Annotated in this window: 18 protein-coding genes, 1 tRNA gene and 1 pseudogene; 3 read left to right on the top strand and 17 right to left on the bottom strand. The window is 70.8% G+C overall.

From position 1 onward, the window contains the following. Window positions 1–228 precede the first annotated feature (228 nt). From AB0E62_RS25800 to AB0E62_RS25730, 15 genes and pseudogenes are all read right to left on the bottom strand, one after another. Window positions 229–1,536 carry an MraY family glycosyltransferase gene (locus AB0E62_RS25800; protein ID WP_362198320.1) on the bottom strand — a complete coding sequence of 436 codons (1,308 nt, stop codon included), beginning with the start codon at window positions 1,534–1,536 and terminating at the stop codon, window positions 229–231. 161 nt (window positions 1,537–1,697) lie between these two features. Continuing rightward, window positions 1,698–2,936, bottom strand: coding sequence for a serine hydroxymethyltransferase (gene glyA, locus AB0E62_RS25795; RefSeq protein WP_362198317.1), 1,239 nt, complete (start codon window positions 2,934–2,936; stop codon window positions 1,698–1,700). A gap of 73 nt (window positions 2,937–3,009) precedes the next feature. Beyond that, entirely contained in the window at window positions 3,010–3,687 is a 678-nt protein-coding gene (locus tag AB0E62_RS25790; protein ID WP_362198314.1) for a protein-tyrosine-phosphatase, read from the bottom strand. After that, entirely contained in the window at window positions 3,684–4,331 is a 648-nt protein-coding gene (locus AB0E62_RS25785; RefSeq protein WP_362198311.1) for an L-threonylcarbamoyladenylate synthase, read from the bottom strand. Before AB0E62_RS25785 ends, AB0E62_RS25790 begins: the two co-directional genes overlap by 4 nt. 52 nt (window positions 4,332–4,383) lie before the next feature. Beyond that, the gene (gene prmC / locus AB0E62_RS25780) at window positions 4,384–5,229 is read right to left on the bottom strand and encodes a peptide chain release factor N(5)-glutamine methyltransferase (RefSeq protein ID WP_362198308.1); all 846 of its coding nucleotides are present in this window, start codon (window positions 5,227–5,229) and stop codon (window positions 4,384–4,386) included. A 35-nt stretch (window positions 5,230–5,264) separates the two neighbouring features. After that, entirely contained in the window at window positions 5,265–6,332 is a 1,068-nt protein-coding gene (gene prfA, locus AB0E62_RS25775) for a peptide chain release factor 1 (protein WP_362198305.1), read from the bottom strand. A 109-nt stretch (window positions 6,333–6,441) separates the two neighbouring features. Continuing rightward, a complete protein-coding gene (rpmE, locus tag AB0E62_RS25770; protein ID WP_030740744.1) occupies window positions 6,442–6,663 on the bottom strand; it encodes a 50S ribosomal protein L31 in 222 nt (73 codons plus the stop codon). Window positions 6,664–6,812: 149 nt separating this feature from the next. Next, on the bottom strand, window positions 6,813–7,943 hold the full coding sequence (locus AB0E62_RS25765) for an LCP family protein (protein WP_362198301.1): 1,131 nt from the start codon (window positions 7,941–7,943) through the stop codon (window positions 6,813–6,815). Between the two features lie 356 nt (window positions 7,944–8,299). Further along, the gene (rho, locus tag AB0E62_RS25760; RefSeq protein ID WP_362198298.1) at window positions 8,300–10,297 is read right to left on the bottom strand and encodes a transcription termination factor Rho; all 1,998 of its coding nucleotides are present in this window, start codon (window positions 10,295–10,297) and stop codon (window positions 8,300–8,302) included. A 421-nt stretch (window positions 10,298–10,718) separates the two neighbouring features. Continuing rightward, the gene (gene thrB, locus AB0E62_RS25755; protein WP_362198295.1) at window positions 10,719–11,636 is read right to left on the bottom strand and encodes a homoserine kinase; all 918 of its coding nucleotides are present in this window, start codon (window positions 11,634–11,636) and stop codon (window positions 10,719–10,721) included. 274 nt (window positions 11,637–11,910) lie between these two features. After that, window positions 11,911–12,969 (bottom strand): threonine synthase, encoded by a 1,059-nt coding sequence (thrC, locus tag AB0E62_RS25750; protein ID WP_362198292.1) that lies wholly within the window; start codon window positions 12,967–12,969, stop codon window positions 11,911–11,913. A 6-nt stretch (window positions 12,970–12,975) separates the two neighbouring features. After that, entirely contained in the window at window positions 12,976–14,268 is a 1,293-nt protein-coding gene (locus tag AB0E62_RS25745; RefSeq protein WP_362198289.1) for a homoserine dehydrogenase, read from the bottom strand. Between the two features lie 161 nt (window positions 14,269–14,429). Continuing rightward, on the bottom strand, window positions 14,430–15,821 hold the full coding sequence (lysA, locus tag AB0E62_RS25740) for a diaminopimelate decarboxylase (protein ID WP_362198286.1): 1,392 nt from the start codon (window positions 15,819–15,821) through the stop codon (window positions 14,430–14,432). A 53-nt stretch (window positions 15,822–15,874) separates the two neighbouring features. Next, on the bottom strand, window positions 15,875–16,855 hold the full coding sequence (nrtL, locus tag AB0E62_RS25735) for an ArgS-related anticodon-binding protein NrtL (protein WP_362198283.1): 981 nt from the start codon (window positions 16,853–16,855) through the stop codon (window positions 15,875–15,877). 561 nt (window positions 16,856–17,416) lie between these two features. Beyond that, window positions 17,417–17,785: pseudogene (locus AB0E62_RS25730) on the bottom strand (response regulator); the annotation flags it as partial. 166 nt (window positions 17,786–17,951) lie between these two features. Between AB0E62_RS25730 and AB0E62_RS25725 the strand changes: the two are divergent. The 3 genes from AB0E62_RS25725 (at window position 17,952) to AB0E62_RS25715 (ending at window position 20,080) form a co-directional block, all read left to right on the top strand. Continuing rightward, window positions 17,952–18,023 (top strand) — tRNA-Arg (locus AB0E62_RS25725). A gap of 1,383 nt (window positions 18,024–19,406) precedes the next feature. After that, window positions 19,407–19,670 (top strand): CopG family transcriptional regulator, encoded by a 264-nt coding sequence (locus tag AB0E62_RS25720; RefSeq protein WP_361198305.1) that lies wholly within the window; start codon window positions 19,407–19,409, stop codon window positions 19,668–19,670. Next, entirely contained in the window at window positions 19,667–20,080 is a 414-nt protein-coding gene (locus AB0E62_RS25715; RefSeq protein ID WP_362198280.1) for a PIN domain-containing protein, read from the top strand. The genes AB0E62_RS25720 and AB0E62_RS25715 overlap by 4 nt, the downstream gene beginning before the upstream one ends. Window positions 20,081–20,167: 87 nt before the next feature. Here the strand turns inward: AB0E62_RS25715 and AB0E62_RS25710 are convergent, their stop codons facing one another. Then, a complete protein-coding gene (locus AB0E62_RS25710; RefSeq protein ID WP_362198277.1) occupies window positions 20,168–23,965 on the bottom strand; it encodes an AAA family ATPase in 3,798 nt (1,265 codons plus the stop codon). Further along, on the bottom strand, window positions 23,962–24,735 hold the full coding sequence (locus AB0E62_RS25705; protein ID WP_362198274.1) for a hypothetical protein: 774 nt from the start codon (window positions 24,733–24,735) through the stop codon (window positions 23,962–23,964). The genes AB0E62_RS25710 and AB0E62_RS25705 overlap by 4 nt, the downstream gene beginning before the upstream one ends. Between the last annotated feature and the right edge of the window lie 21 nt (window positions 24,736–24,756).

Genomic DNA, 24,756 nt, shown 5'->3' with positions numbered 1-24,756 from the left:
CTCACACCTACGGACCGTTGCACTCAGGCTCTGCGGTCCTATCCGGGGTTCTCGTGAACCGTATCACAAACTATTTGATGAGGTCTTTACCTGCTGGGTGTGCTGGCTGTCACACATGAGAGTGAAGCTGCCCGTCTGTGCAAAAACGCCGCCCAGTTGTCTGGTATTAGGGCGCTTTGCTCCCCCACGAGTTGGCAATGCTCTAGTCAGATTCTTACCTTGGCCGTATCAACGGCGGTCGAGGAAACGCGAACGGGCGCCGATCGCAGTCGCCCCGTTGACGCCCGAGACGCCGGCCGTGACCGGGGCCCGCTCCTCGCTCTCCGTGACCTCCGGGGCGGCGGAGTCGACGGCGGCCCCGGGGACACGGCGCCTGCGGTAGCGCGGCGGGACGAAGCGCTGGGCCCACAGCGGCACACGCGGGGTGAAGCGCGGGAGCAGCAGCAGGACCAGGCCGACCGCGCTGAGGAAGACCACGCCCAGCACGATCCACATCGACGCCGAGTTGACCGAGTACGCCAGCGCCCCGAAACCGATCAGCGCCGACCAGAAGTACATGATCAGCACGGCCCGGCTGTGCGAGTGGCCGATCTCCAGCAGCCGGTGGTGCAGATGGCCGCGGTCGGCGGCGAACGGCGACTGGCCGCGCCAGGTGCGGCGGACGATGGCGAGCACCAGGTCGGCGGCCGGTACGGCGATGATGGTCAGCGGGAGCAGCAGCGGGATGTACACCGGGACCGTCTGGTGGACCGCCGCCTTCTCCGAACCGGCGTACAGGTTCAGCGCGTCCGGGTCCACCTGGCCGGTGATCGAGATCGCGCCCGCCGACAGCACCAGGCCGATCAGCATCGAGCCCGAATCGCCCATGAAGATCCGCGCGGGGTGCATGTTGTGCGGCAGGAAGCCCAGGCACATGCCCATCAGGATGGCCGCGAACAGGGTGCCGGGGGCGGCCGCCTCGATGCCGTACGAGTACCAGATCCGGTAGGCGTACAGGAAGAACGAGCCCGCCGCGATGCACACCATGCCGGCCGCGAGCCCGTCCAGGCCGTCCACGAAGTTCACCGCGTTGATCGTGATGACCACCAGGGCCACCGTCAGCAGCGTGCCCTGCCACTGGGTCAGCGCGACGTTGCCGACGCCCGGGATGGGCAGCCACAGGATCGTCAGACCCTGCATGACCATCACGCCCGCGGCGATCATCTGGCCGCCCAGCTTGATCAGCGCGTCGATCTCGAACTTGTCGTCCAGGACGCCGATCAGCCAGATCAGCGCGGCCCCGGAGAGCAGCGCCCGCGGCTCGTTGGACTTCGCGAAGACCTCGTTCAGGTTCGTCAGGTGGTCAGCGACCAGCAGGCCCGCGCACAGTCCGAAGAACATCGCGATACCGCCGAGGCGCGGAGTGGGCTCCCGGTGCACGTCACGGGCCCGGATCTCCGGCATCGCCCCGGCCACGATCGCGAACTTCCGTACCGGCCCCGTCAGGAGATACGTCACCGCGGCCGTGATGCAGAGCGTCAGCAGGTATTCACGCACGGGCTTCCCCACAGGTCTCGCTGGCCATCACAGCCTCACACCCTAGCGACGGATGCATATGGATGAGGACGGCCGGGTAGCGGCGGGGGTTGCACCCCGTGCCGTACGCCACGGCCGGAACCGGCCCACACCGGGAGGTACGGGACCGCTTCTACCCCCGTTCAGGCCGGATACGGCGGGAACCGGCCGGTGAGCGCGCGTACCTCCTCCCGGGCCCGGGCCGGTTCGGTCTCCCCGCGCAGCACGGCCGCGAGCAGCGCCGCGATCCGCACCATCTCCGGCTCCCCCATGCCCTGGGTGGTCACCGCCGCCGTGCCCAGGCGCAGTCCGCGGCCGTCGCCGTGCGGCAGCACGCAGCAGTCCAGCACCAGCCCGGCCGCGAGCAGCCGGCCGCGCGCATCGCGGCCGCCCACGCCGAGCGGGGCCGGGTCCGCGGTGATCAGGTGGGTGTCGGTGCCGCCGGTCGTGACGGCCAGCCCCTCCGCGGCCAGGTGACCGGCCAGCACCCGGGCGTTGTCGACCACCCGATGGGCGTACGCCCCGAACCCGGGGGTCGCCGCCTCGCCGAACGCGACCGCCTTCGCGGCGATGGTGTGCATCTGGGCGCCGCCCTGGGTGAACGGGAACACGGCCCGGTCCACGCGCCGGGCCAGCTCGGCCCCGCACAGGATCATCCCGCCGCGCGGTCCGCGCAGCACCTTGTGGGTGGTCGCGCAGACGATGTCCGCGTACGGCACCGGGCTCGGTGCCGCTCCCCCGGCGACCAGCCCGATGGGGTGGCCGGCGTCCGCGATCAGATAGGCCCCGACCTCGTCGGCGACCTCCCGGAAGAAGGCGTAGTCCGGGTGGCGGGGATAGGCGATGGAGCCGCACACGATGGCCTTGGGCCGGTGGTTGCGCGCCAGGTGGCGCACCTGGTCGTGGTCGATCAGCCCGGTCTCGGCGTCGACGCCGTAGCCGACGAAGTCGAACCAGCGGCCGGAGAAGTTGGCCGGCGAGCCGTGGGTGAGGTGGCCGCCGTAGGGCAGGCCGAGGGCGAGGACGGTGTCGCCGGGGCGCAGCAGGGCCGCGTAGGCGGCCAGGACGGCCGAGGTGCCGGAGTGCGGCTGGACGTTGGCGTGCTCGGCGCCGAACAGGCCCTTGGCGCGGCCGACGGCGGCGCGTTCGGCGACGTCGACGATCTCGCAGCCGCCGTGGTGGCGGGCGCCGGGGTAGCCCTCGGCGTACTTGTTGGCGAACGCGGAGCCGAGGGCGGCGAGGACGGCCGGGGAGCAGAAGTTCTCGGCGGCGATCAGCTGGAGCGTGGTCGACTGCCGTGCCAGTTCGCCGAGCAGGAGTTCGGCCATCGCCGGGTCCTGCCGGCGCAGGACGTCGGTCTCGAGGGTCTGGGTGACCGACATGGCGGGCTCCCGGCGGGTCGGCGGTGACGTAGCTCCAATGTAGGCCGGAGACCGCGTCGGGGCCCGTCGGGCCCTACGTCCGCGCCGGGACCCCCGTCAGCGCCGTCACCACCGGGTCCAGGGCGTCCCGTATCTCGTCGCCGATGGAACGGAAGAACGTCAGCGGGGCGCCGTACGGGTCGTACACCTCGTCCGCCTCGGCGGTCGGGGCGAGCAGCCAGCCGCGCAGGGCCGCCGCGGCGCGCACCAGTGCCCGGGCCCGCATGACCACGCCGTCCTCCAGCGGGGGCAGGGTGGCCGGATCTATCGCCCGGACCAGCCGGGTGAACTCCTTCAGGGTGAAGGTGCGCAGGCCCGCCGAGTGGCCCATGGAGATGACCTGGGCGCGGTGGTCACGGGTGGCGGTCAGCACCAGGTCGGCCCTGATCACGTGCTCGTCCAGCAGCTCCCGGCCGACGAATCCGGACGCGTCCGCGCCGAACTCGGCCAGCACGGTCTCGGCGTGGGCCTCCATGGGCGCGCCCTCGTGGCCCCACGTGCCCGCGCTCTCCACGATCAGCCCGCCGCCGAGCACGCCGAGCCGCTCCGCGACGAAGTGGCGGGTCAGCCGCTCGGTGATGGGCGAGCGGCACACGTTGCCGGTGCTGACGTGGAGGATGCGGAAGGTGTCCCGGGGAAACCCGAACGTCGTCGTCTCCTCCGCGCTCCAGCTCCCGCCGCCTATGCCGCGCCCCGTCCCAGGGGCCGTCAATTCGCCACCTCGAGGTCGGGTACGACCTTGCGCAGCTCCTCCGGGGAGAGCGCGCCCTCGCGCAGCAGCACCGGCACCCGGCGGGTGACGTCCACGATGGACGACGGCACGTTGGCGGGGGTGGGGCCGCCGTCGAGGTAGACGGAGACGGAGTCGCCGAGCATGTCCTGGGCGGCGTCGCAGTCCTCCGGCGCCGGATGGCCGGTGAGGTTCGCCGAGGAGACGGCCATCGGCCCGACCTCGGTGAGCAGCTCGATGGCGACCGGGTGCAGCGGCATGCGCACGGCGACCGTGCCCCGGGTGTCGCCGAGGTCCCACTGGAGGGACGGCTGGTGCTTGGCGACGAGCGTCAGGGCGCCCGGCCAGAACGCGTCGACCAGTTCCCAGGCCGCCTCGGAGAAGTCCGTGACCAGGCCGTGCAGGGTGTTCGGGGAGCCGATGAGGACGGGGGTGGGCATGGCGCGGCCCCGGCCCTTGGCGTCGAGCAGATCGGAGACCGCCTGCGAGGAGAACGCGTCGGCGCCGATGCCGTACACCGTGTCGGTCGGCAGCACCACCAGCTCGCCGCGGCGAACGGCGGACGCGGCCTCGCGCAGACCCGTCACGCGGTCGGTCGCGTCGTTGGTGTCGTATCGCCGTGCCATGGCTAGCGGGCCTCCTCGTACACGTACTGCGGGATGGAAGTCGTCGGGGTGGTCACGGCAGCGCCTTGCGGGCGGTGGCGAACCGCGGCCGGTTGTTGAGGTCGGGGTGGTCGGCCGCGTCGGCCCAGCCCCGCTCCTCGGTGAAGATCCACGGCACCTGACCGCCCTGGGTGTCGGCGTGCTCGATCACTACGACGCCGCCGGGGCGCAGCAGGCGGTGCGCGGTGCGTTCGATGCCCCGGATGAGGTCGAGTCCGTCCTCGCCGGAGAACAGGGCCATCTCCGGGTCGTAGTCGCGGGCCTCCGGAGCGACGTACTCCCACTCGGTGAGCGGGATGTACGGCGGGTTGGAGATGACCAGGTCGACCTGGCCGTCGAGGTCCGGGAAGGCGGTCAGCGCGTCGCCCTGGCGCAGGTCGACGCGGGAGCCGGCCACGTTCTTCCGGGTCCACACGAGGGCGTCCTCGGACAGCTCCACCGCGTGCACGCGGGAGCGCGGCACCTCCTGGGCGAGGGCGAGCGCGATGGCGCCGGAGCCGGTGCACAGGTCGACGATGCACGGCTCGACGACGTCCATGGCGCGTACGGCGTCTATGGCCCAGCCGACCACGGACTCGGTCTCCGGCCGGGGCACGAACACCCCCGGACCGACCTGGAGCTCCAGGTAGCGGAAGTAGGCCCGCCCGGTGATGTGCTGCAGCGGCTCGCGCTGCTCGCGCCGGGCGATGACCTCCCAGTACCGGGCGTCGAAGTCGGCGTCCTTCACGGAGTGCAGCTGACCGCGCTTCACGCCGTGCACGAACGCGGCCAGCTCCTCCGCGTCGTTGCGCGGCGAGGGCACACCGGCGTCGGCCAGCCGCTGGGTGGCCTGGGCCACCTCGGCGAGCAGCAGGTTCACGCGTCTCCTCCGTGTCGTCCTCGTGCGTACGGGTGTTACGCGGCGGCGAGCTTCGCCGCCGAGTCGGCGTCGACGCAGGCCTGGATGACCGCGTCGAGGTCGCCGTCCAGGACCTGGTCCAGGTTGTACGCCTTGAAGCCGACGCGGTGGTCCGAGATGCGGTTCTCCGGGAAGTTGTAGGTGCGGATCTTCTCGGAGCGGTCGACGGTGCGGACCTGGCTGCGGCGGGCGTCGGCGGCCTCCCGCTCCGCCTCCTCCTGCGCGATGGCGAGCAGCCTGGAGCGCAGGATGCGCAGTGCCTGCTCCTTGTTCTGCAGCTGGCTCTTCTCGTTCTGGCAGGAGGCGACGACGCCGGTCGGCAGGTGGGTGATGCGCACGGCGGAGTCGGTGGTGTTGACGGACTGGCCGCCGGGGCCGGAGGACCGGTAGACGTCGATGCGCAGGTCGTTCGGGTTGATCTCGACGTCCACCTCCTCGGCCTCGGGGGTGACGAGCACACCGGCCGCGGAGGTGTGGATGCGGCCCTGCGACTCGGTCGCCGGGACGCGCTGCACGCGGTGCACGCCGCCCTCGTACTTCAGCCGGGCCCAGACGCCGTGGCCGGGCTCAATCTGCCCGCGGGCCTTCACCGCGACCTGGACGTCCTTGTAGCCGCCCAGCTCGGACTCGGTGGCGTCGATGATCTCGGTCTTCCAGCCGACGCGCTCGGCGTAGCGCAGGTACATCCGCAGCAGGTCGCCGGCGAAGAGCGCCGACTCGTCGCCGCCCGCGCCCGCCTTGATCTCGAGGATGACGTCCTTGTCGTCGCTCGGGTCGCGCGGGACGAGCAGCAGGCGCAGCTTCTCGGTCAGCTCCTCGCGCTGCTTCTCCAGGTCCTTGACCTCGGCGGCGAAGTCGGGGTCGTCGGCGGACAGCTCGCGGGCGGTCTCGATGTCGTCGCCGGTCTGCTTCCAGGAGCGGTACGTGGCGACGATCGGGGTCAGCTCGGCGTAGCGCTTGTTGAGCTTGCGCGCGTTGGCCTGGTCGGCGTGGACCGACGGGTCGGCGAGCTTCTTCTCCAGGTCGGCGTGCTCGGCGACGAGTTCCTCGACGGCCTCGAACATCTTGGGCTCCTGTACTGCGGTGAAGGGAAGGGCGGCGACCAAAAACGCCGGTCCCGGGCACACCCGCCCGTGGGCGGGATGTGGCCGTGGACCGGCGGAATGGGGCTCGCTACTTCTTGGAGCCGGCGGCCTTGCCGAAGCGGGCCTCGAAGCGGGCCACACGGCCACCGGTGTCGAGGATCTTCTGCTTGCCCGTGTAGAACGGGTGGCACTCGGAGCAGACCTCGGCCCGGATGGTGCCGGACTCGATGGTGCTGCGGGTGGTGAACGACGCGCCGCAGGTGCAGCTGACCTGCGTCTCGACGTACGCGGGGTGGATGTCGCGCTTCAAGGTGTCTCCTAGGTTTCGGGAGGGCGCCGGGTCGCTGCCGCGGGATGCGGAGGCGTGAACCGGAGCCGACGTACCAGTCTGCCAGGACTGGTGCCATCCACCCAAACCGGGGGTGCGGTCGTTCTATTCCAGGGGGTGCGCGGGGCGTCCTACGGGGCGCTGACGACGCCCTTGGCCTCGCCCGTCGCCGTGCCTTCCGTGGCCGCCGCCGGGATCTGCCGGTCGTCCCGCAGGGCGTTCCAGACCAGCTCGGCCTTGGCGGTGTCCAGAAGGACGCGGTTGGGGTTGGCCGGGTCGTACTGGACCGGCATCGTGACCATCTTCATGTGGGAGGAGCTGATGCCCTTGAGGCCGCCCGCGAAGTCGATCAGGGCGTTGACCGAGCCGAGGTCGGAGTCGGTCGTGACGGCCTTGGTGGCGGTGTCGGCGAGGTCGTAGAGCTTCTTCGGGTTGGTGAAGACGCCGACGTGCTTGACCTGGTCGATGAGGGCCTTGATGAACGCCTGCTGGAGCTGGATGCGGCCCAGGTCGGAGCCGTCGCCCACGCCGTGCCGGGTGCGGACCAGGCCGAGGGCCTGCTCGCCGTTCAGGGTGTGCGGGCCGGCCTTCAGGTCGAGGTGGCTCTGCGGGTCGTGGATGTCCTTGCTGGTGGTGATCCGTACGCCGCCGAGGTCGTCGATGAGCTGCTGGAAGCCCTGGAAGTCGACCTCCAGGTAGTGGTCCATGCGGATGCCGGTGATCGACTCGACGGTCTTGACCGCGCAGGCCGCGCCGCCGGTGGAGTACGCCTCGTTGAACATCGCGCCGGTGGCGGCCGGGTGGGCGGTGCCCTTGGTGTCGGTGCACTCGGGGCGGTCGACGAGGGTGTCCCGGGGGATCGAGACCACGCTGGCCCGCTTGTGGCCCTCGTACACGTGGACGATCATCGCCGTGTCGGAGCGGGCGGTGCCGTCGTCCGCGCCGCCGCCGAGCTTCTTGTTGGTGCCGGCGCGGGTGTCCGAGCCGAGGACCAGGATGTTCTCGGAGCCGTTGTCGACCTTCTGGGGCCGGTCGGTGCCGAGGGCCTGGTTCAGGTCGACGCTGCGCAGGTTGCCGTTGAGCTTGAAGTAGACGTACCCGGCCCCGGCGCCGCCCAGCACGACGACGCCCGCCGCCGTCCACGCCGTGGCGCGCAGGACCTTGCGGCCCGCGCTGGGGGCCTTGCGGCGGCGCCCCTTGCCCCGGCGGCGGGGTCCGGTGGTGCCCGGCTCGGTTATGGCGGGCGTGCTCTCGGCGGCCACATCGCTCCTAGGTGTCGGCGGTCGGGTACCCCCTGCGGTCAGGGTCGGGCGCGGTCGTCACCGCTCCATCGTCGCTCCGCCTGGTCAGACAAAGAAACTCGGGACAGGGTTGCACAACGCACAGTGCCCGACCGGTACGGAAATGATCACCGTGCGTAGTCACATGCGTCGGGCGGACCGCGTTCACCTGGGGATTCGGCGCCGCCGGGGGTGTGCCGGGCGGCCGGTGGCCGACGGGCCCTCTGTGGCGAACGTCTCGCCGCCGGACGGACCGGAGGACGCGTCGCCGGACGGGCCGGGATGCGGAAAGGCCGCCTCCGCGGACGGAAGGCGGCCTTTCACGGCAGTACGGACGCTCAGTCGCCGTTGCCCGGCGTCGGCGTCGTCTTCTGGATCTGCATCAGGAACTCGACGTTCGACTTGGTCTGCTTCATCTTGTCGAGAAGCAGCTCGATCGCCTGCTGCTGGTCCAGCGCGTGCAGCACCCGGCGGAGCTTCCAGACGACGGCCAGCTCCTCGGCGCCGAGCAGGATCTCCTCCTTGCGGGTGCCGGACGCGTCCACGTCCACCGCCGGGAAGATGCGCTTGTCGGCGAGCTTCCGGTCGAGCTTGAGCTCCATGTTGCCGGTGCCCTTGAACTCCTCGAAGATCACCTCGTCCATGCGGGACCCGGTGTCCACCAGGGCGGTGGCGAGGATGGTCAGCGAGCCGCCGTCCTCGATGTTGCGCGCCGCGCCGAAGAACCGCTTCGGCGGGTAGAGCGCGGTCGAGTCGACACCACCGGACAGGATGCGGCCGGAGGCCGGCGCCGCCAGGTTGTAGGCGCGGCCCAGACGGGTGATCGAGTCCAGCAGCACGACCACGTCGTGGCCCAGCTCGACGAGGCGCTTGGCGCGCTCGATGGCCAGCTCGGCGACCGTAGTGTGGTCCTCGGCCGGGCGGTCGAAGGTCGAGGAGATGACCTCGCCCTTGACCGACCGCTGCATGTCGGTGACCTCTTCCGGACGCTCGTCGACCAGGACGACCATCAGGTGGCACTCGGGGTTGTTGTGCGTGATCGCGTTGGCGACCGCCTGCATGATCATGGTCTTGCCGGTCTTCGGCGGGGCCACGATCAGACCGCGCTGGCCCTTGCCGATCGGCGAGACCAGGTCGATGATCCGGGTGGTCAGCACGCCCGGGTCGGTCTCCAGGCGGAGCCGGTCCTGCGGGTAGAGCGGGGTCAGCTTGTTGAACTCGGGACGGCCGCGGCCGTGTTCGGGCGCCATGCCGTTGACGGAGTCCAGGCGGACCAGCGCGTTGAACTTCTCGCGGCGCTCGCCCTCCTTCGGCTGGCGGACCGCACCGGTGACGTGGTCGCCCTTGCGCAGGCCGTTCTTGCGGACCTGGGCCAGGGAGACGTAGACGTCGTTCGGGCCCGGCAGGTAGCCGGAGGTCCGGATGAAGGCGTAGTTGTCGAGGATGTCCAGGATGCCCGCGACCGGGATCAGGACGTCGTCCTCGGCGACCTGCGGCTCGACGATCTCGTCGCGGCCACGACGGCCACGGCGGTCGCGGTAGCGGCCGCGACGGCCGCGACGGCCGCCCTCGAAGTCGTCGTCGTCCTGCTGCCGGCTGTCCTGTCGGCCGCCCTGCTGCTGGCCCTGCTGCTGACGCTGCTGGCCGCCCTGCTGCTCGTCGCCCTTGTTGCGGCGGTCCCGGTCCCGGTCCCGGCCGCGCTCGCGGCGGTCCCGGCGGCCACGGCCCTCGCCGTCACCGGCGTCGCCCTTGGCCTCGCCCTGCTGGGACTGCTGGGCCGCGGGCGTCTCGGCCTTGGGCTCGGTCCGGGCCTCCGCGGCGACGGTCTCGGCGCCGGTCTGGGCCGGGCTGCCCGCGTCGGCCGTGGCACGGCGGCGACGGCGCTCGGCCGGGGCGTCCTCCGCCCCGCGCTCGGCGGCGCCCCCGGCCGGCTGGCCCGGAATCTCGATCTGCTGCTGGGCCGCGGCCTTCTCGGCAGGGGCCTCGACGGCCTTGGCCGCCTTCTTCTCGGCGGCCTCCTCACCGGTGCGCGCGCGGGAGGTGGCCCGGCGCTTCGGCTTGGTCTCGGCGGCGGCGTCGGCCTTGGCGGCGGGGGCTCCCCCGGCGGCCTGCGCCTCCTTGATGACCTCGATCAACTGGCTCTTGCGCATCCGCGCGGTGCCCCTGATGCCGAGGCCCGAGGCGACCTGCTGCAGCTCGGCCAGCACCATGCCCTCGAGGCCGGTACCACGGCGCCGCCGGGAGCCGGCACCGGTGGCAGGCGCGGAGGCGTCCGTGGCGGGCGCGGCAGCGGTCTCCTCGACACGTGCGCCCATCAGATCGGTGGTGTCGCTCACGAAGGGTCCTTCCCTGGAGCGGACGTCGGCCTGTCTGGCTCGGCGACCGGTTGTGCTGTCCGGCTACGGTCCTGTCTTCTGTGAACCGTGCCGGGGCGGTGGTCCGCCAAAGCGGCGGAAGAAATGTGCGGTGATGGCGCTTCCGCGAGCCGTGGCACCGAGTGTCACGTGGCGTGGCAGCACCGATTCCGAAGCTCCCCCAGAGGGGGTACCCCCACGGGCGGCCCGCTCAGTGTCCGCATGCGTCGTACTGCCCAGGTACGGCGCACGGAACACGGAGTGGCCCGGGAGGCTCCCGGAAGAATGTCTGTCCCGGACGGGGACACAAGGCACCTCGCCATGGTGGGGTCGGGTGCAGACTTGAGATTAACACTACCGGATCCAACAAACATTCCCCCTCTCCAAATCCGGCAACCGTGTGTCAGGTCGCAAGCGGCAGCACGCTCGCTCCCTGGACATCCAGGTCCAGCCGGTTGGCGGCCCAGCCCTCACCCGCGAGGTGGGAGACCTTGTCGGCGCTGTCGGCGTCGGCGAGGGCCATGACGGTGGGCCCGGCACCCGAGATGACGGCCGGGATGCCGTCGGCGCGCAGCCGCTCCACGAGCGCGGCGCTCTCGGGCATGGCCGGGGCCCGGTACTCCTGGTGGAGGCGGTCCTCGGTGGCGGGCAGCAGCAGCTCGGGGCGCCGGGTCAGGGCCTCGACCAGCAGGGCGGCGCGGCCCGCGTTGGCGGCGGCGTCCACGTGCGGCACGGTGCGCGGGAGCAGACCGCGGGCGGTCTCGGTCAATACCGGCTTTCCGGGCACGAAAACCACCGGAACGATGGAATCGCGCGGCTCCATCCTGATGGCGCGGGCGGTGCCGCCCTCCATCCAGGACAGGGTGAAGCCGCCGAGCAGACAGGCGGCCACGTTGTCCGGGTGGCCCTCGATCTCGGTGGCCAGTTCCAGCAGGGCCGCGTCGTCCAGGCGGGCCTCGCCGCCTATGGTCACGGCGCGGGCGGCCACGATGCCGGCGCAGATGGCGGCGGAGGAGGAGCCGAGGCCGCGGCCGTGCGGGATGCGGTTGGCGCAGACGATCTCCAGACCGCGGGGCTGTCCGCCCAGCAGGTCGAAGGCGGTCCGCAGGGAGCGGACGAGGAGGTGGCTCTCGTCCCGCGGCAGGGTCTCGCCGCCCTCACCCGCGATGTCGATGTGCAGCCCGGAGTCGGCGACCCTGACGACCACGTCGTCGTAGAGCCCCAGCGCGAGGCCGAGGGCGTCGAAGCCCGGGCCGAGGTTGGCGCTGGTGGCGGGAACGCGCACCCGGACGGCGGCGGCGCGGAACGCTGGACCGGCCATCGCTCGAAGACTCTCCTTGAGCTGCGTTGACGGTCGAATGACGCTCGAGGGATTCGATGGTCATTCGGTGGACTGCCGATGACTGACGTGCGAAGACCCGCCGGGCCGCGGGGACGGCGCGGCGCCTGCCATGCGCGTGGGCATATGCGGCAGGCGGGTTCGCTACAGCCTATCGAAGGAAGGTTCTGTGGCGACATAGGGCGCACAGGAGGCGCACGATGCGTGTCGTAAGCCCCCTGTGCACCTTGTCAGGGATTCCGCCGGTTCAGGGCGCTCAGGCGAGGCCGAGGCGCTCGGCCGCGGTGGCGGCGTCGACCGGGACGGTGACCGGCTGCGGCGCGCCGGCGACGGCCCAGTCCGGGTCCTTCAGGCCGTTGCCGGTGACCGTGCACACGATGCGCTGGCCCGGGTCGACCTTGCCCTGCTCGGCGGCCTTGAGCAGACCGGCCACCGAGGCGGCGGAGGCGGGCTCCACGAAAACACCCTCCTGCGCGGCCAACAGGCGGTAGGCGCGCAGGATCTCACGGTCCGTCACCTCGTCGATGAGACCGCCGGACTCGTCCCGGGCGGCCAGCGCGTTACTCCAGGAGGCGGGGTTGCCGATGCGGATGGCGGTGGCGATGGTCGACGGGTCCTTGACGACCTCGCCGCGCACGATCGGGGCACTGCCGGAGGCCTGGAAGCCCCACATCCGGGGGGTGCGGGTGGAGACACCGTCGGCGGCGTACTCCTTGTAGCCCTTCCAGTAGGCGGTGATGTTGCCCGCGTTGCCGACCGGCAGGACGTGCAGGTCGGGCGCGTCGCCGAGCATGTCGACGATCTCGAAGGCGGCCGTCTTCTGGCCCTCGATCCGCACCGGGTTGACCGAATTCACCAGCGCCACGGGGTAGTTCTCGCTGAGCGAGCGGGCGAGGGTGAGGCAGTCGTCGAAGTTGCCGTCGACCTGGAGGATCTTCGCGCCGTGCACGAGGGCCTGGCCCATCTTGCCGAGGGCGATCTTGCCCTGCGGCACCAGGACGGCCGAGACCATGCCCGCCCGCACCGCGTACGCGGCGGCGGAGGCGGAGGTGTTGCCGGTGGAGGCGCAGATGACGGCCTTCGCCCCCTCCTCCTTGGCCTTGCTGATCGCCATGGTCATGCCGCGGTCCTTGAAGGACCCGGTGGGGTTGGCTCCCTCCACCTTCAGGTGGACCTCACAGCCCGTGCGCTCGGAGAGCACCTGCGCGGGCACGAGGGGCGTGCCGCCCTCGCGGAGCGTCACGACCGGCGTGGTGTCGGAGACGGGCAGCCGGTCCCGGTACTCCTCGATGATTCCGCGCCACTGGTGGGTCATTGCTGGTTACTCTCCTTCAACCCGCATGATGCTGGCGACACCCCGCACGGTGTCGAGCTTGCGCAACGCCTCGACGGTCCCCGAGAGGGAGGCGTCGGAGGCCCGGTGGGTGACGACGACGAGAGAGGCCTCGCCGTCCTTGCCCTGCTGCCGAACCGTGTCGATGGACACGTCGTGCTCGGCGAAGACGGTGGCGACCTGGGCGAGCACGCCCGGTTTGTCGGCCACGTCCAGGCTGATGTGGTACCGGGTGACGACGTCGCCCATCGGGGAGACGGTCAGATCGGCGTAGGCCGACTCGCCGGGCCCGGTGGCGCCGCTGAGCCGGTTGCGGCAGACGGCGACGAGGTCGCCGAGGACGGCGGAGGCGGTGGGCGCGCCGCCGGCGCCGGGGCCGTAGAACATCAGCTGCCCGGCGGCCTCGCTCTCCACGAACACGGCGTTGTACGCGCCGCGCACGGAGGCGAGCGGGTGGCCGAGCGGAATCATCGCGGGGTGCACCCGCGCGGTGACCGACGTCCCGTCCGCCGAGCGCTCGCAGATGGCGAGCAGCTTGATGGTGCAGCCCATCTCCTTGGCGGAGCGGAAGTCGGCGGCGGTGACCTCGGTCATGCCCTCGCGGTAGACGTCGTCCAGGCGCACGCGCGTGTGGAAGGCGATGCCGGCCAGGATGGCGGCCTTGGCGGCGGCGTCGAAGCCCTCGACGTCGGCGGTCGGGTCGGCCTCCGCGTACCCGAGGGCGGTGGCCTCGTCCAGGGCCTCCTGGTAGCCGGCGCCGGTCGAGTCCATCTTGTCGAGGATGAAGTTGGTCGTGCCGTTGACGATGCCGAGGACCCTGTTGACCTTGTCGCCGGCGAGCGACTCGCGCAGCGGCCGGATCAGCGGGATGGCACCGGCGACGGCGGCCTCGTAGTAGAGGTCCTTGCCGTTCGCCTCCGCCGCCGCGTGCAGGGCGGCCCCGTCCTGGGCGAGCAGGGCCTTGTTGGCGGAGACGACGGAGGCGCCGTGTTCGAAGGCGGTGGTGATGAGCGTCCGGGCCGGCTCGATCCCGCCGATGACCTCGACGACGACGTCGATGTCCCCGCGTTTGACCAGGGCGGTGGCGTCGGTGGTGACGAGCGCGGGGTCGATGCCCTCGCGCGCCTTGCCGGTGCGCCGTACGGCCACGCCGGCCAGCTCCACCGGCGCCCCGATGCGGGCGGCGAGGTCGGCGGCGTGCGTCGTCATGATGCGCGCCACCTCTGAGCCGACCACTCCACAGCCCAGCAGCGCCACTTTCAGCGGACGCGTACGCATCATCCGACCTCGTTTCCTCATACCGTCTACGGTTGGTCCAGTCTCACTCACCGGACGGGGGTTTTTGCCCTTCGTCCGGATCGTGAGACATCTATTTCATTTGTACGGGGGCGTAAGACCGCAGATCTTCCGCTCTGTCCGCCCCCGCCGTTCTCGGGCGGGCGTCACCCGACGTCGAGACGCAGGAGGTCCTCCTCCGTCTCGCGCCGGACGATCACCCGGGCCTCACCGTCCCGCACGGCGACGACCGGCGGCCGCAGGACGTGGTTGTAGTTGCTGGCCATGGACCGGCAGTACGCGCCGGTGGCCGGCACGGCGACCAGGTCGCCCGGTGCCAGGTCCCCCGGCAGGAACGCGTCCCTGACCACGATGTCCCCGCTCTCGCAGTGCTTGCCGACCACCCGGGCGAGCACCGGCTCGGCGTCGGAGGCACGGGAGACCAGCGCGACGCTGTACTCGGCGTCGTACAGCGCGGTGCGGATGTTGTCCGACATGCCGCCGTCCACGGAGACATAGGTGCGCAGCCCGTCGAGCGGCTTGACGGTGCCCACCTCGTACAGGGTGAAGGCCGTGGGCCCCACGACGGCACGCCCCGGCTCCACGGAGACCCGGGGCGTGCGCAGCCGGGCGGCCTCGCACTCGCGGGTGACGATCTCGGTGAGCGCCTTGGCGATCTCGTGCGGCTCGCGGGGGTCGTCGGCGCTGGTGTAGGCGATGCCGAGGCCGCCGCCGAGGTCGATCTCCGGCAGTTCGACGCCGTGCTCGTCGCGGATGTCCTTCAGCAGGCCGACGACCCGGTGGGCGGCGACCTCGAAGCCGGACATGTCGAAGATCTGCGAGCCGATGTGCGAGTGGATCCCGATCAGCTCCAGCCCGTCGAGCTGGAGCGCCCGCCGCACGGCTTCCGCCGCCTGACCGCCGGCGAGCGGGATGCCGAACTTCTGGTCCTCGTGCGCGGTGGCGATGAACTCGTGCGTGTGCGCCTCGACGCCCACGGTGACGCGGATCTGGACCTTCTGCCGCTTGCCGAGGGACTGGGCGGTGTGGGCGACCCGCACGATCTCCTGGAAGGAGTCGAGCACGATCCGCCCGACACCGGCTTCGACGGCCCGGCGGATCTCCTCGACCGACTTGTTGTTGCCGTGGAAGGCGATGCGCTCGGGCGGCATCCCCGCGGACAGCGCGGTGGCCAGTTCCCCGCCGGAGCACACGTCGAGATTCAGCCCCTCCTCGTCCAGCCACCGCACGACGGCACGGGAGAGGAATGCCTTGCCGGCGTAGAACACATCGGCGTCCGGGCCGAACGCGGTGCGCCAGGCACGCGCGCGGGCCCGGAAGTCGGCCTCGTCGAGGATGTAGGCGGGCGTGCCGAACTCCTCGGCGAGCCGGGTGACGGGGATCCCCGCGACGCGGACCACACCGTCGTCGCCGCGCGTGACGGTCTGGGCCCACACCTTGCGGTCCAGGGCGTTGAGATCGGCGGGCGGCGCGGGGTGGTGGCCCTCGGGCAGGACATCGGCGTGGCGGGGCCCGGCGGGATGGGCGGAACGGCTCATGACGGAATTCTCAGGCTCTCTGTCTCTCTCCGGGACGCATCTGCTCACGCGCCTCAGAGATGTTCGGGTGCGTCGATGCCGAGCAGGGACAGGCCACCGGCCAGCACCGTCCCGGCTGCTTCGGCGAGGGCCAGCCGGGCGCGGTGGGCGGCCGAGGGTTTCTCCTCGCCGACGGGAAGCACGGAAGGCAGCAGGGGCAGCACGGCATCGGCGACGGTGACGAGATGCCGGGCGAGCCGGTCCGGGGCACGGTGGGTGGCGGCCGCGGCGAGGATGCGGGGGTGGTCGGCGAGGGGGGTGAGCAGGGGCGCGCCGGTCCCGGTGCGCGGCGGGCCTGGCTCGGCGGCGAAGCCGAGGCGGGCGGCGTTGCGGCCGAGGGAGCGGACACGGGCGTGCGCGTACCGCACCCGGAACAGCGGATTGCCCTCACGCTGCACCAGGTGGTCGGCGGTGATCCGGGGCCGGTCGTGCGGCGCGGGGTGGAGCAGGGCCCACCGGGCGGCGTCCGGCCCGAGCGGGGCGGGGTCCTCCGGGGCGGGCACGGGCCGCAGATTGACGGGCTCGCCGTGCTCGACGGTGGCCCGCCCGCCCTGAGTGCCCACGATCCGTACCACCGCGTCGGCGACGACCTCGGCCCGCACCTCGTACGGCACCCGGAGCGCGACGACCTGACCGGCGAGGGCGTCCCCGTGCCCGTACCGGGCGCCCTTCCGCCGGATCTCGGCGACCAGCGCGGCGACGGGATCGACCTGCCCGGCGAGCCGGATGTTCAGGAACCCCGGCCCGGTGACGACGACGTCCTCGATCCCCTCGACCCCGACGAGACGTTCCCGCAGTATCCCGGCGACCCGCTGCGGGGGCTGCCCGGCCGCACGGGCCAGCCGCAGCGCGACGGCGGTGGCGAAGTCCCCGCACCCTCCGGGCCCCGGCTCGGTCACCACGACCCGCTCGGGCACGGCCACGTTCAGTTCCCCGTCACCGACAGCACGGCACACCGCGTGCAACACGGTGCGGGACAGTTCGGCGGGGGTCACGGGACAAGCGTAGGGGAGGAGGGGGGTGGGTGGGCGAGCCGGTTATGCGTCCCGGGCGGGCGGCGAGGCTCCAGGGGTGCGGGAGGGCCGCCGTTATGGCCGGGGAAGTCCGTCGTGCCCGGGGAGACCGGGAAGACCGGGCAGGCGGTGGTGGCCGGGGAGGCTGTCGCGGTGACCGGCGGGGTTGCCGTCGGGTCCGGGCAGGGGCAGGTTGCGGTCCTGGCCGGCGGGGTTGCCATCGCGTCCGGGCAGGTCGCTGCTCTGGCCGGCGAGGCCGCCGCCATGACCGGGGAGGTCGCCGCGGTCACCCCCATGCCCGGGAGAGACCTCTTGAGGAGACGAGGACGGGGACGAGGACGGGGACGGGGACGGGGACGAGCCCGAGACACCTCCACCCCCACCTCCCTCGATCTCGCCGACGACGCCCTCGACGCTCCCGGATCCGAGATCGAGATCGACTGCCCCGTCCCGCTCGAGGACCTCCCGCTGACCGCCTCCCTCCCCATGCCCACTGACATCGGCCCCGTCTCCTCCGGACGCCGCCGCCCGTCCCACCCTCCCCTCGATGAGGTCCTTCACGAGGCGGACCAGTTCGGCGGGCTCGAAGGGCTTGGCGAGGAAGGCGTCCACGCCCAGGTCGAGGCCGGCCTCGACCTCGTACTGCGTACAGGCGCTGATGATGGCGACGGGAAGGTGGTGCGTACGGGGATCGGCGCGGAGGCGGGCGGCGGTGCGGATGCCGTCGAGCCGGGGCATGACGACATCGAGCGTCACGACATCGGGCCGCACCTCATGCACCACATCCAGACACTCGGCACCATCGGCCGCGGTCACGACCTCCAGCCCTTCCAGCTCGAGGTTGACCCTGATCAGCTGCCGGATGACCTTGTTGTCGTCCACAACAAGCACGCGGCCCGAGGCGCCTGGCACAAGTCGAGAGTAGGTGTGGACCGGCCACCGCGTCCGGGTTTTCCCCACTTCCACCCCCTACAGGGGGCCGGCCCGCCCCCACCCCGGGAACCGAATTGCTGATCACCCCTCCGGACCTGCTAGTGTTCTACCCGTCGCCGCGAGCGAGAAGCTCAGCGCCCGACACGCCCCCGTAGCTCAGGGGATAGAGCAACGGCCTCCGGAGCCGTGTGCGCAGGTTCGAATCCTGCCGGGGGCACCGGAAATCAAGGCCCTGACCAGCGGAAACGCCGGTCAGGGCCTTTCTTCTGCATGCCAAAACACACACGGCCTACCTTGCTGTCACTTCTCTCGGGAAAATCGCCCTGACCTGGCCATTTACCGCGGCAAACCCTCGAGCTCCCGTATGTTCGATCCCGCGAAACGCAGGCTCGCGGGACATACGCGGGACATGAGCTCCACACGGAACGCCCGCTTGAGGGACAGGAGTACTCCTACCTCCAGGTTCACCGATCGACCGCAGACCACGGCAGACGGAGGCGCAGGCCGTTGCACTTGGGGAGGTCGTACCCGAGCACAGTGGAAGCGTCCCCTCCTCCGCTCCTACCTGCTTGGCCTCAGGTGGCGCCCGGCTTACCTGGGCAAGCAACTCGCCCCGGCACCTACGGCAGGGACCTCGAGATGGGGAAGCTGACCGGCCCTCAACCGTATTCGTCCAGCAGCGCCGCGATGCTCCTGGTACCGACGGTCTGACCCGCCGATACCCGCCGGTACCCGCCGGTGCCCGCCGACCCAGGAGACCGCGTAGAGCAGGTTTCGGGCGCCTGTACGGGGTTGACGACCACCCGGGGTCCCTGCTTGACGGTCTCTGGGTGATCCGCCAGCTCGCGTTGGACAGGGGTCAGCGGGGAGCTTGCCCCGCTCGATCGCCTGCCGCACCGCATTCACGATCGTCATGCGCCTGCGCCGCTGTGTCTCGGCGGCCGCAACCGTGCCGTCCCGTTGCACGCGGAGGGCCTGCAGCACACTCCGCATCACGACCGGGTGCAGCAGGTTACCCAACGGACGTGAAGCCCGAGCGCCCCAGTCCAGAGCCAGCCGGGTCTCCGCAGGGCTCCGTGCGTGCATCAGGCCGGGGCATGACGAACGCCCAGTCACCTAACGCCCGCCGCAACAGTGCATCATTCGGACGCCCTCGTGCTCCTCGGGGCTGGCCCCTCGTGATCGCACTCAGGGTTTCATTGATCTCGCTGCGAGTCTTCGCCGCGGCCTGCCCCCAGCGCGTCTCCAGGTACTTGAGCGCGAAGGCGTACCAGCTGATGGAAGCCGGACCGCGCCCTCTCCCTAGTCGGCCAGGGTCATCAGCGGCAGCTATCACTGACGGCTCTGACCAACGAGGACCCGAGCTCGTCGGCCAGCGCCCTGATGTCCGCCCTGTCTCCCGCAGCCCGTCCTCGGTAGGGCTGCGCTGCAATCTCCCTTCGGGGCCCACGCCTCCTCCTGAGAGCACCGCGCGCCGGACCTGTCGCACTCCGGATGACCTCCACCGCCTCTCTCAAGGTCAACGCATCACATGCAGCGCAAGGCCGGAGAGGCAGAGCGCATTAATCCCACGAGGAGCATAAGAGGTAGGATCAGTAGCATGAGTGAGCCTACCGGCAAGTACTCGATCACCATGCCGCGCGACATCGCCGAAGCCGCCAAGGCCCGCAGCGGCCCCTCCGGTCTGTCCGCCTATGTGGCTGCGGCCGTCGCCCGCCAGATCGAACGGGACAACCTCAACGAGCTGATCCAAGTGGCCGAGGCCGAGCACGGACCCGTCACAGAAGAAGAGATCCAGTCCCTGCGGGACCAGCTCCACCAGGCACGCGAGCAGCAGACGCAGGGCGGGGCGAACGCGGCGTGACCCGTTCACCCGCCGTCCCCGGCGGCACCCTGGTCCTCGACAGCGAAGGGCTGGCCAAGGCTGTCCTGCGCGACCGCACAGTGACCGGCTGGCTCGCCCTGGCCCGCGCCGACGACCTGCGCGTGATCACTTCGGCGGCCACCCTCGTGGAAGTAGTTCATCCCCGGATCAACCGCCCGGCGCTGGAGTGGACCCTTTCCCGCCTCGTCGTCGAACCGGTCACCGAGTCGATCGCCCGGCGCGCCGCCACTCTCCTCGCCGACGCCGGCCTCCACGGCCACAAGTACGCCATCGACGCCATGCTCAGCGCCACCGCCCTCACCGCGCCCGGCCCCGTCACCGTCCTCACCTCCGACCCTGAGGACATCACAGTGCTGTGCGGCGGGCATGTCACAGTGATCAAGGTCTGACGGCGTGTATGGAACGCCGGAGTCCGGAGCGGGGCGCGTCAGGCAGAGGTGGCCGGGCCGGTCGTTCGTCGCCGAACACGCACTCGCTCATGGCCTTGGGCATCGAGCAGCGGTCTTCTTCGCCGCTCTCCGCGCAGGTACAACTGCGGTCCCGGGGTCCGTCGGCTCGGCGTTCAGGACCTGGGAGGCGAGCGTGAGCCAGGCTCGGGCGTCCGCGCCGTCGAGGTCGTCGGTCCACATATGGGTGCCGTTCGGACCGCCGCCCTTGTCCCATGGCTCGATGCCGTTCTCCGCGTACCAGTCCTTCTTGCGCTCCCACTTCCGCGCGTAGTCGGGAAGGTCGAGCATGCCGGCGTGTTCCCAGAAGACCGTGCGGCCGTCCTTCGTGGCCACGGTGAAGTCGGGACGGGCGACGCGGCCGTCCCTGCCGGTGAGCGGCTCCTCGTAGAGCCACCGTCCCGGTGTCAGGCGGTCGAGGAGACCCGCGATGATGACCTCGTTCTTCGAAGCCATCGGCGTGCCGTCGGCGGACACGTGCATCAGCTTGCGGTCGAACCTGCGGGCTTGGCCCCGCACGTCGAATGCGAACGGATGCGGGGTTTCGAAGAGGTCGGTCAGCCTGCGGGCGGTTTCGCTGTTGCTCGGGTGAGCGAAGGTACGGAGGTCTGCCAGCGTGCCCTCGTGGAGGATGACGACTTTGTCCTTCTGCCGGGTCAACGCCGTGTACATGAGTTCCCGGGGCAGGTTGGCCCGGGCGGGCAGGACAAGGAAGGTCGTACCGAATTCCGAGCCCTGCGACTTGTGCACCGTGACGGCCCACGCCAGCTCCAGCAGGGTATCGTCCTTGTCCGACGGCCAGTAGCTGTACTCATAGCCGGGTTGAGAGGAGAACTCCACGCCTAGCTTCAGTGCGTTCTTCCGCCTCTTCGCGGCGGATGTGGGCCACGCGATGGCGACACCGATCTCACCGTTGGCGACGTAGTTCGTCGCATTGTCCCGCGGCCACGCCTTCATGCGTTTGTTGGTCGTCTGCATGACCTTGTCTCCGCGCACGATCTGCTCCGGTCCGATCGGCGCGGGGATGTTCCAACCCCGGTTCTGCTGAGCCCAGGAGGTGTCGTCGGCCCGGTACATGCGTTTGATGTGCCGGTTGAGCTCGACTGTCCCGAAGGCACGAGAGCGGGTGGGCGAGAGAATCTGCCACTTCTCGGCCCGGACGCCCGCGCCTCGCTGCCAGTTGACGTACTCGCCGTTGACGCTGCCCCCGTAGGTGAGAGCGAACGCCCGCACCGGGTCGTCCGCCGCGCCCAAACCGAGGACTTCGTCGAGGGCGTCCGTGAGGGCCTGCACTGCGGTGCTACCGCCCCAGGGAACGTACTGGAGGGTGGGGAGGTGCGGGTTTGTGGCCAGTTCGTCCCAGATCGCCTCGTCGCCGGCGCCGCGGGTGCCGTCGCCGAACCAGGCGGCGAGTTCAAGGTCATGGCGGGTGCCGTGGCTGCCGTCCGGCAGCTGGCGCCTGGGCACCTGCAGTTCCACGTACCCGTGGGCGACCCTCACCGCGGTAGGGAAGTCCCCCGGGCGCAGATTGTTGACCAGGTCGACGAACGGCCGTCCGGCTCCGATCGGAGGCAGGTGGCGCGGGTCGCCCACCAGGATCAGCCGTTTGACGCCGGTGAACGAGTCCAGCGTCGCGGCGAGCATCTCTTCCGTCAGCATCGACGCCTCGTCGATCACGACGAGGCCGTAGCCGCGTCGGGGGCCTTGGTCACCCAACACCAGATACCGGCCGGTCTCGGCGTCATAGCGGCCGGTGGTGCTCAGGTGGGAGGCCAGGGTCTTCGCCGGCCGTTCGACCTTCGTCTCCAGCTGTACCTTCGCCTTGCCCGTGGGAGCAAGGAGAAGGACGTCCCCGACGGCCGCGCCGGGGTAGTCGACGAGGGCGCGCAGCAGGGTCGTCTTGCCCGTCCCGGCCGGTCCGATGAGGACGGACAGGCGTGCATCGTGCAGAGCGGCGAGTCCCGCGGCCTTCTCCACCCGGGCTCGTTCCTCGAGTTCGTCGGCGTGCGCGCCGTCTGTTGTGCCGTCCTGGTTCCGGTCGAGCACGGCGTCGAGCACGGCGCGGGCGTCGGTGATCTCGCCCAGCCGGGGAAGCGCCTGCTGCTCCGCCACCCAGTCGCGGATGACGTTCGCGGTCTCCTCGAGCCGGTCGAGCTTGTAGGCGGGGGTTCCGTTAGCAAGGCGGACGCTGGTCAGCGGTGACCAGTGCGGCCACTCGACGATCGCGTCGTGCTCCAGGTCGAGGCCGGTGAGGATGTCGGGCGTCAGGGCCGGAAGCTGGTCGGGCGCCACGAGGCGGGAGTGCTCCAGCGCTTCGTCGAGGGGAACGAGGGTGTCTCCCCGGAGACACTGGCGCTCCAGCACCTCGGTGAGGAGGGCTTCGATCCGTCGGCGGTCCAAGGGGGCGTCGAGGCCTACCTCGTCCGGAACGGGCGGTCGCCACGTGACGTGCGCCGGTGGGAACATCGCGCGGTCGACGGCGGTGAACGGGACGTGGAGAGGTGAGCCGTAAGTGCAGGTCGCGGCGTAGTACGGGTTGTCGAGGAGTTCCTTGGCAGCCATCTCGACCTCGGTGCTGCCGTCGAGCAGCATGCGCACCTGCTCCGGGCTGATGTCGAGTCCGGACAGGAAGCGCAGGACCGCTTGGCGCGCGGCCGGGAGCTTGTTCCAAACCCGTGCCTGGATGGGTCCGATATGAGGCTTCAGTGCATGCGGGGCGCGCGCGGGGTCGGCGACGACGCCCTGCAGCAGCTCCCAGGGGTCGGTGGCCTCGCCGGCTTCTGTGAGCACCGCCCGTGCGGCGACGTAGGGCTGCTGCACTCCGATGCGGGCGAGGACACCGGGCAGGCCGGGGACCGGGCCACGGAGTTGCCAGAGCCGTTCGGTCTGCTCCGTCAGCCATGTCATCGCGGACTCGGGAATGGCGAGGCCGAGTTCACGCATGCCGTCGGCCGCCGACTTCAGGGATGCCAGGGACTCGATGGCGGCGTCGTCGGAGAGGTGTTCCGTGACGTAGGAGAACTCGACGTCCCGGCCTTCGGGCGCCCAGGCCAGTGCCCTGTCGATGTCGGCGCCCTCGTCCATGAGCGGCAGGAGCTCCTGGTAGGGCAGCAGGACGCCCTCCGCCATGTCGGGACGCAGGGAGTGCTCCACGATCGTCTCCCACATGGAGGAGCCGAACGGCGGTTTCCCGTTCTGGTTCCACATCGGTGGCGTGGTCACGCCCGTTACGTGTGCGGCCCCGACCAGCAGACGGTCGGTGCGTTGCTCCTGCAGCGGGGAGTGCTTGAGGTAGACGAACACCAGGCTGTCCCTCCGCACGACCGGCTCGAAGAACGCTTGGATGACTGCCTGTTGGTTGCCGCCGTCCATCACCCACGGCGGCTGGGACTTCAGGACGCGGTCGGTGTGGTCCTCGGCGAGTTGATCGAACGCGGGCACCCTGGCGTGACCGATCTCCTCGTTCAGAGAACCGCGGTTCATCCAGCGGAAGGGGATGGCCTCGAACGCGTACCCGGGCACGCTGACGGGGCTGTCGCGCAGGTAGTCACGGAGCGCGGGATTGCGGCTGTAGGGGTGCCGCTTGACGACGGTGTACCCGACCGGCGACATGAAGGTGGCCCGCTCGCTCAGGCAAGGCAGTCGGTTCGGGTCCAGACTTCCGATGGGAGCGCCCGCGTGTTCTGCCTCGAAGTCGTCCTGGCGGCCCTTGCCGATCGCCGCGAGCAAGGTGCACGAGGAGTTGCCTGACGGATCGTCACAGATGAACTGATCCCAGGAGCGGTCCCGCCACGGAACCCTCATCGACAGATGCTTCACACCGCTCATCCTGATGTCCTGCCAGTTGAGTTCGTCGAGGGACGGGCCGAGGCTTCGTCCGGGTTGGTCTGGGCCGGGCGGGCGCATCCGAGCGCCGCGTTGTGGCGGACCGGTGTCCCACCGAGGAGGCCCCGCGAGGACGTGTCCGACCGCCGGTAGCGCTGCCCGGGAAGCCGCACTCGGCGGCGCGGATCGAGCCGGTCGCTCATTCGTCGCCGCCCCAGCCGGTGTGCCGCAGCGTCGGCATGAGCCGGGTGAGTGTAGGCGATGACGGGTGTTTCCCGGTCCTCGTCCTCGAAGACGACCGCGTGCTGGCAGCGCTCGATGTCCTGCGGGTCCGCCGGATCGAAGGGCGGGGTGAGTGACACGCCGGGGCGAGCCACCAGTTCGCACAGCAACGCCCTTCCGCAGGCTTCCGCCAGCTGCGCGGTGGTCAGGGCCCGCTTCTGCCGCGGTCTCCCGTCCGGCTGGGGCAGAGGGAGGAAGGCCGTGATCCGTCGGCGCTCCGCGGACACCTCGGCGATTCCGACCCGGTGCCGGCCGTGCAGGTTGGCCAGTCCGGCAGGCATCTCCGGTAACAGCGGAACCTGCTGGAGGACCACGTCCCTCTCACCACTGTCCCGCCGCGTGTCGCGGATGGTGAGCCGCGGGCGGCCGACGGCCTCCAGGTGCCATTCGGTGGCGAATCCCACGTCCTGTACGCCCGACATCGTGGAGCCCTGCTTGGGCACGTAGCTGCGAGCGTGCTTCAGGGTTAGGGTGGAACCGAGTGCTATCAAGTGCGTTCTCCTGTGAGATAA

The organism is Streptomyces sp. NPDC038707 (assembly GCF_040636485.1).
Lineage (GTDB): Bacteria > Actinomycetota > Actinomycetes > Streptomycetales > Streptomycetaceae > Streptomyces.
This window is presented reverse-complemented; position numbering and strand designations above follow the sequence as displayed.

Bases quoted from the DNA above. Each gene is read 5' to 3' on its own strand.
- thrB (WP_362198295.1), bottom strand. From the start codon at position 11,636: ATGGCCGGTCCAGCGTTCCGCGCCGCCGCCGTCCGGGTGCGCGTTCCC.
- glyA (WP_362198317.1), bottom strand. From the start codon at position 2,936: ATGTCGGTCACCCAGACCCTCGAGACCGACGTCCTGCGCCGGCAGGAC.
- prfA (WP_362198305.1), bottom strand. From the start codon at position 6,332: ATGTTCGAGGCCGTCGAGGAACTCGTCGCCGAGCACGCCGACCTGGAG.
- AB0E62_RS25785 (WP_362198311.1), bottom strand. From the start codon at position 4,331: ATGGCACGGCGATACGACACCAACGACGCGACCGACCGCGTGACGGGT.
- AB0E62_RS25745 (WP_362198289.1), bottom strand. From the start codon at position 14,268: ATGATGCGTACGCGTCCGCTGAAAGTGGCGCTGCTGGGCTGTGGAGTG.
- lysA (WP_362198286.1), bottom strand. From the start codon at position 15,821: ATGAGCCGTTCCGCCCATCCCGCCGGGCCCCGCCACGCCGATGTCCTG.
- thrC (WP_362198292.1), bottom strand. From the start codon at position 12,969: ATGACCCACCAGTGGCGCGGAATCATCGAGGAGTACCGGGACCGGCTG.
- AB0E62_RS25710 (WP_362198277.1), bottom strand. From the start codon at position 23,965: ATGAGCGGTGTGAAGCATCTGTCGATGAGGGTTCCGTGGCGGGACCGC.
- AB0E62_RS25720 (WP_361198305.1), top strand. From the start codon at position 19,407: ATGAGTGAGCCTACCGGCAAGTACTCGATCACCATGCCGCGCGACATC.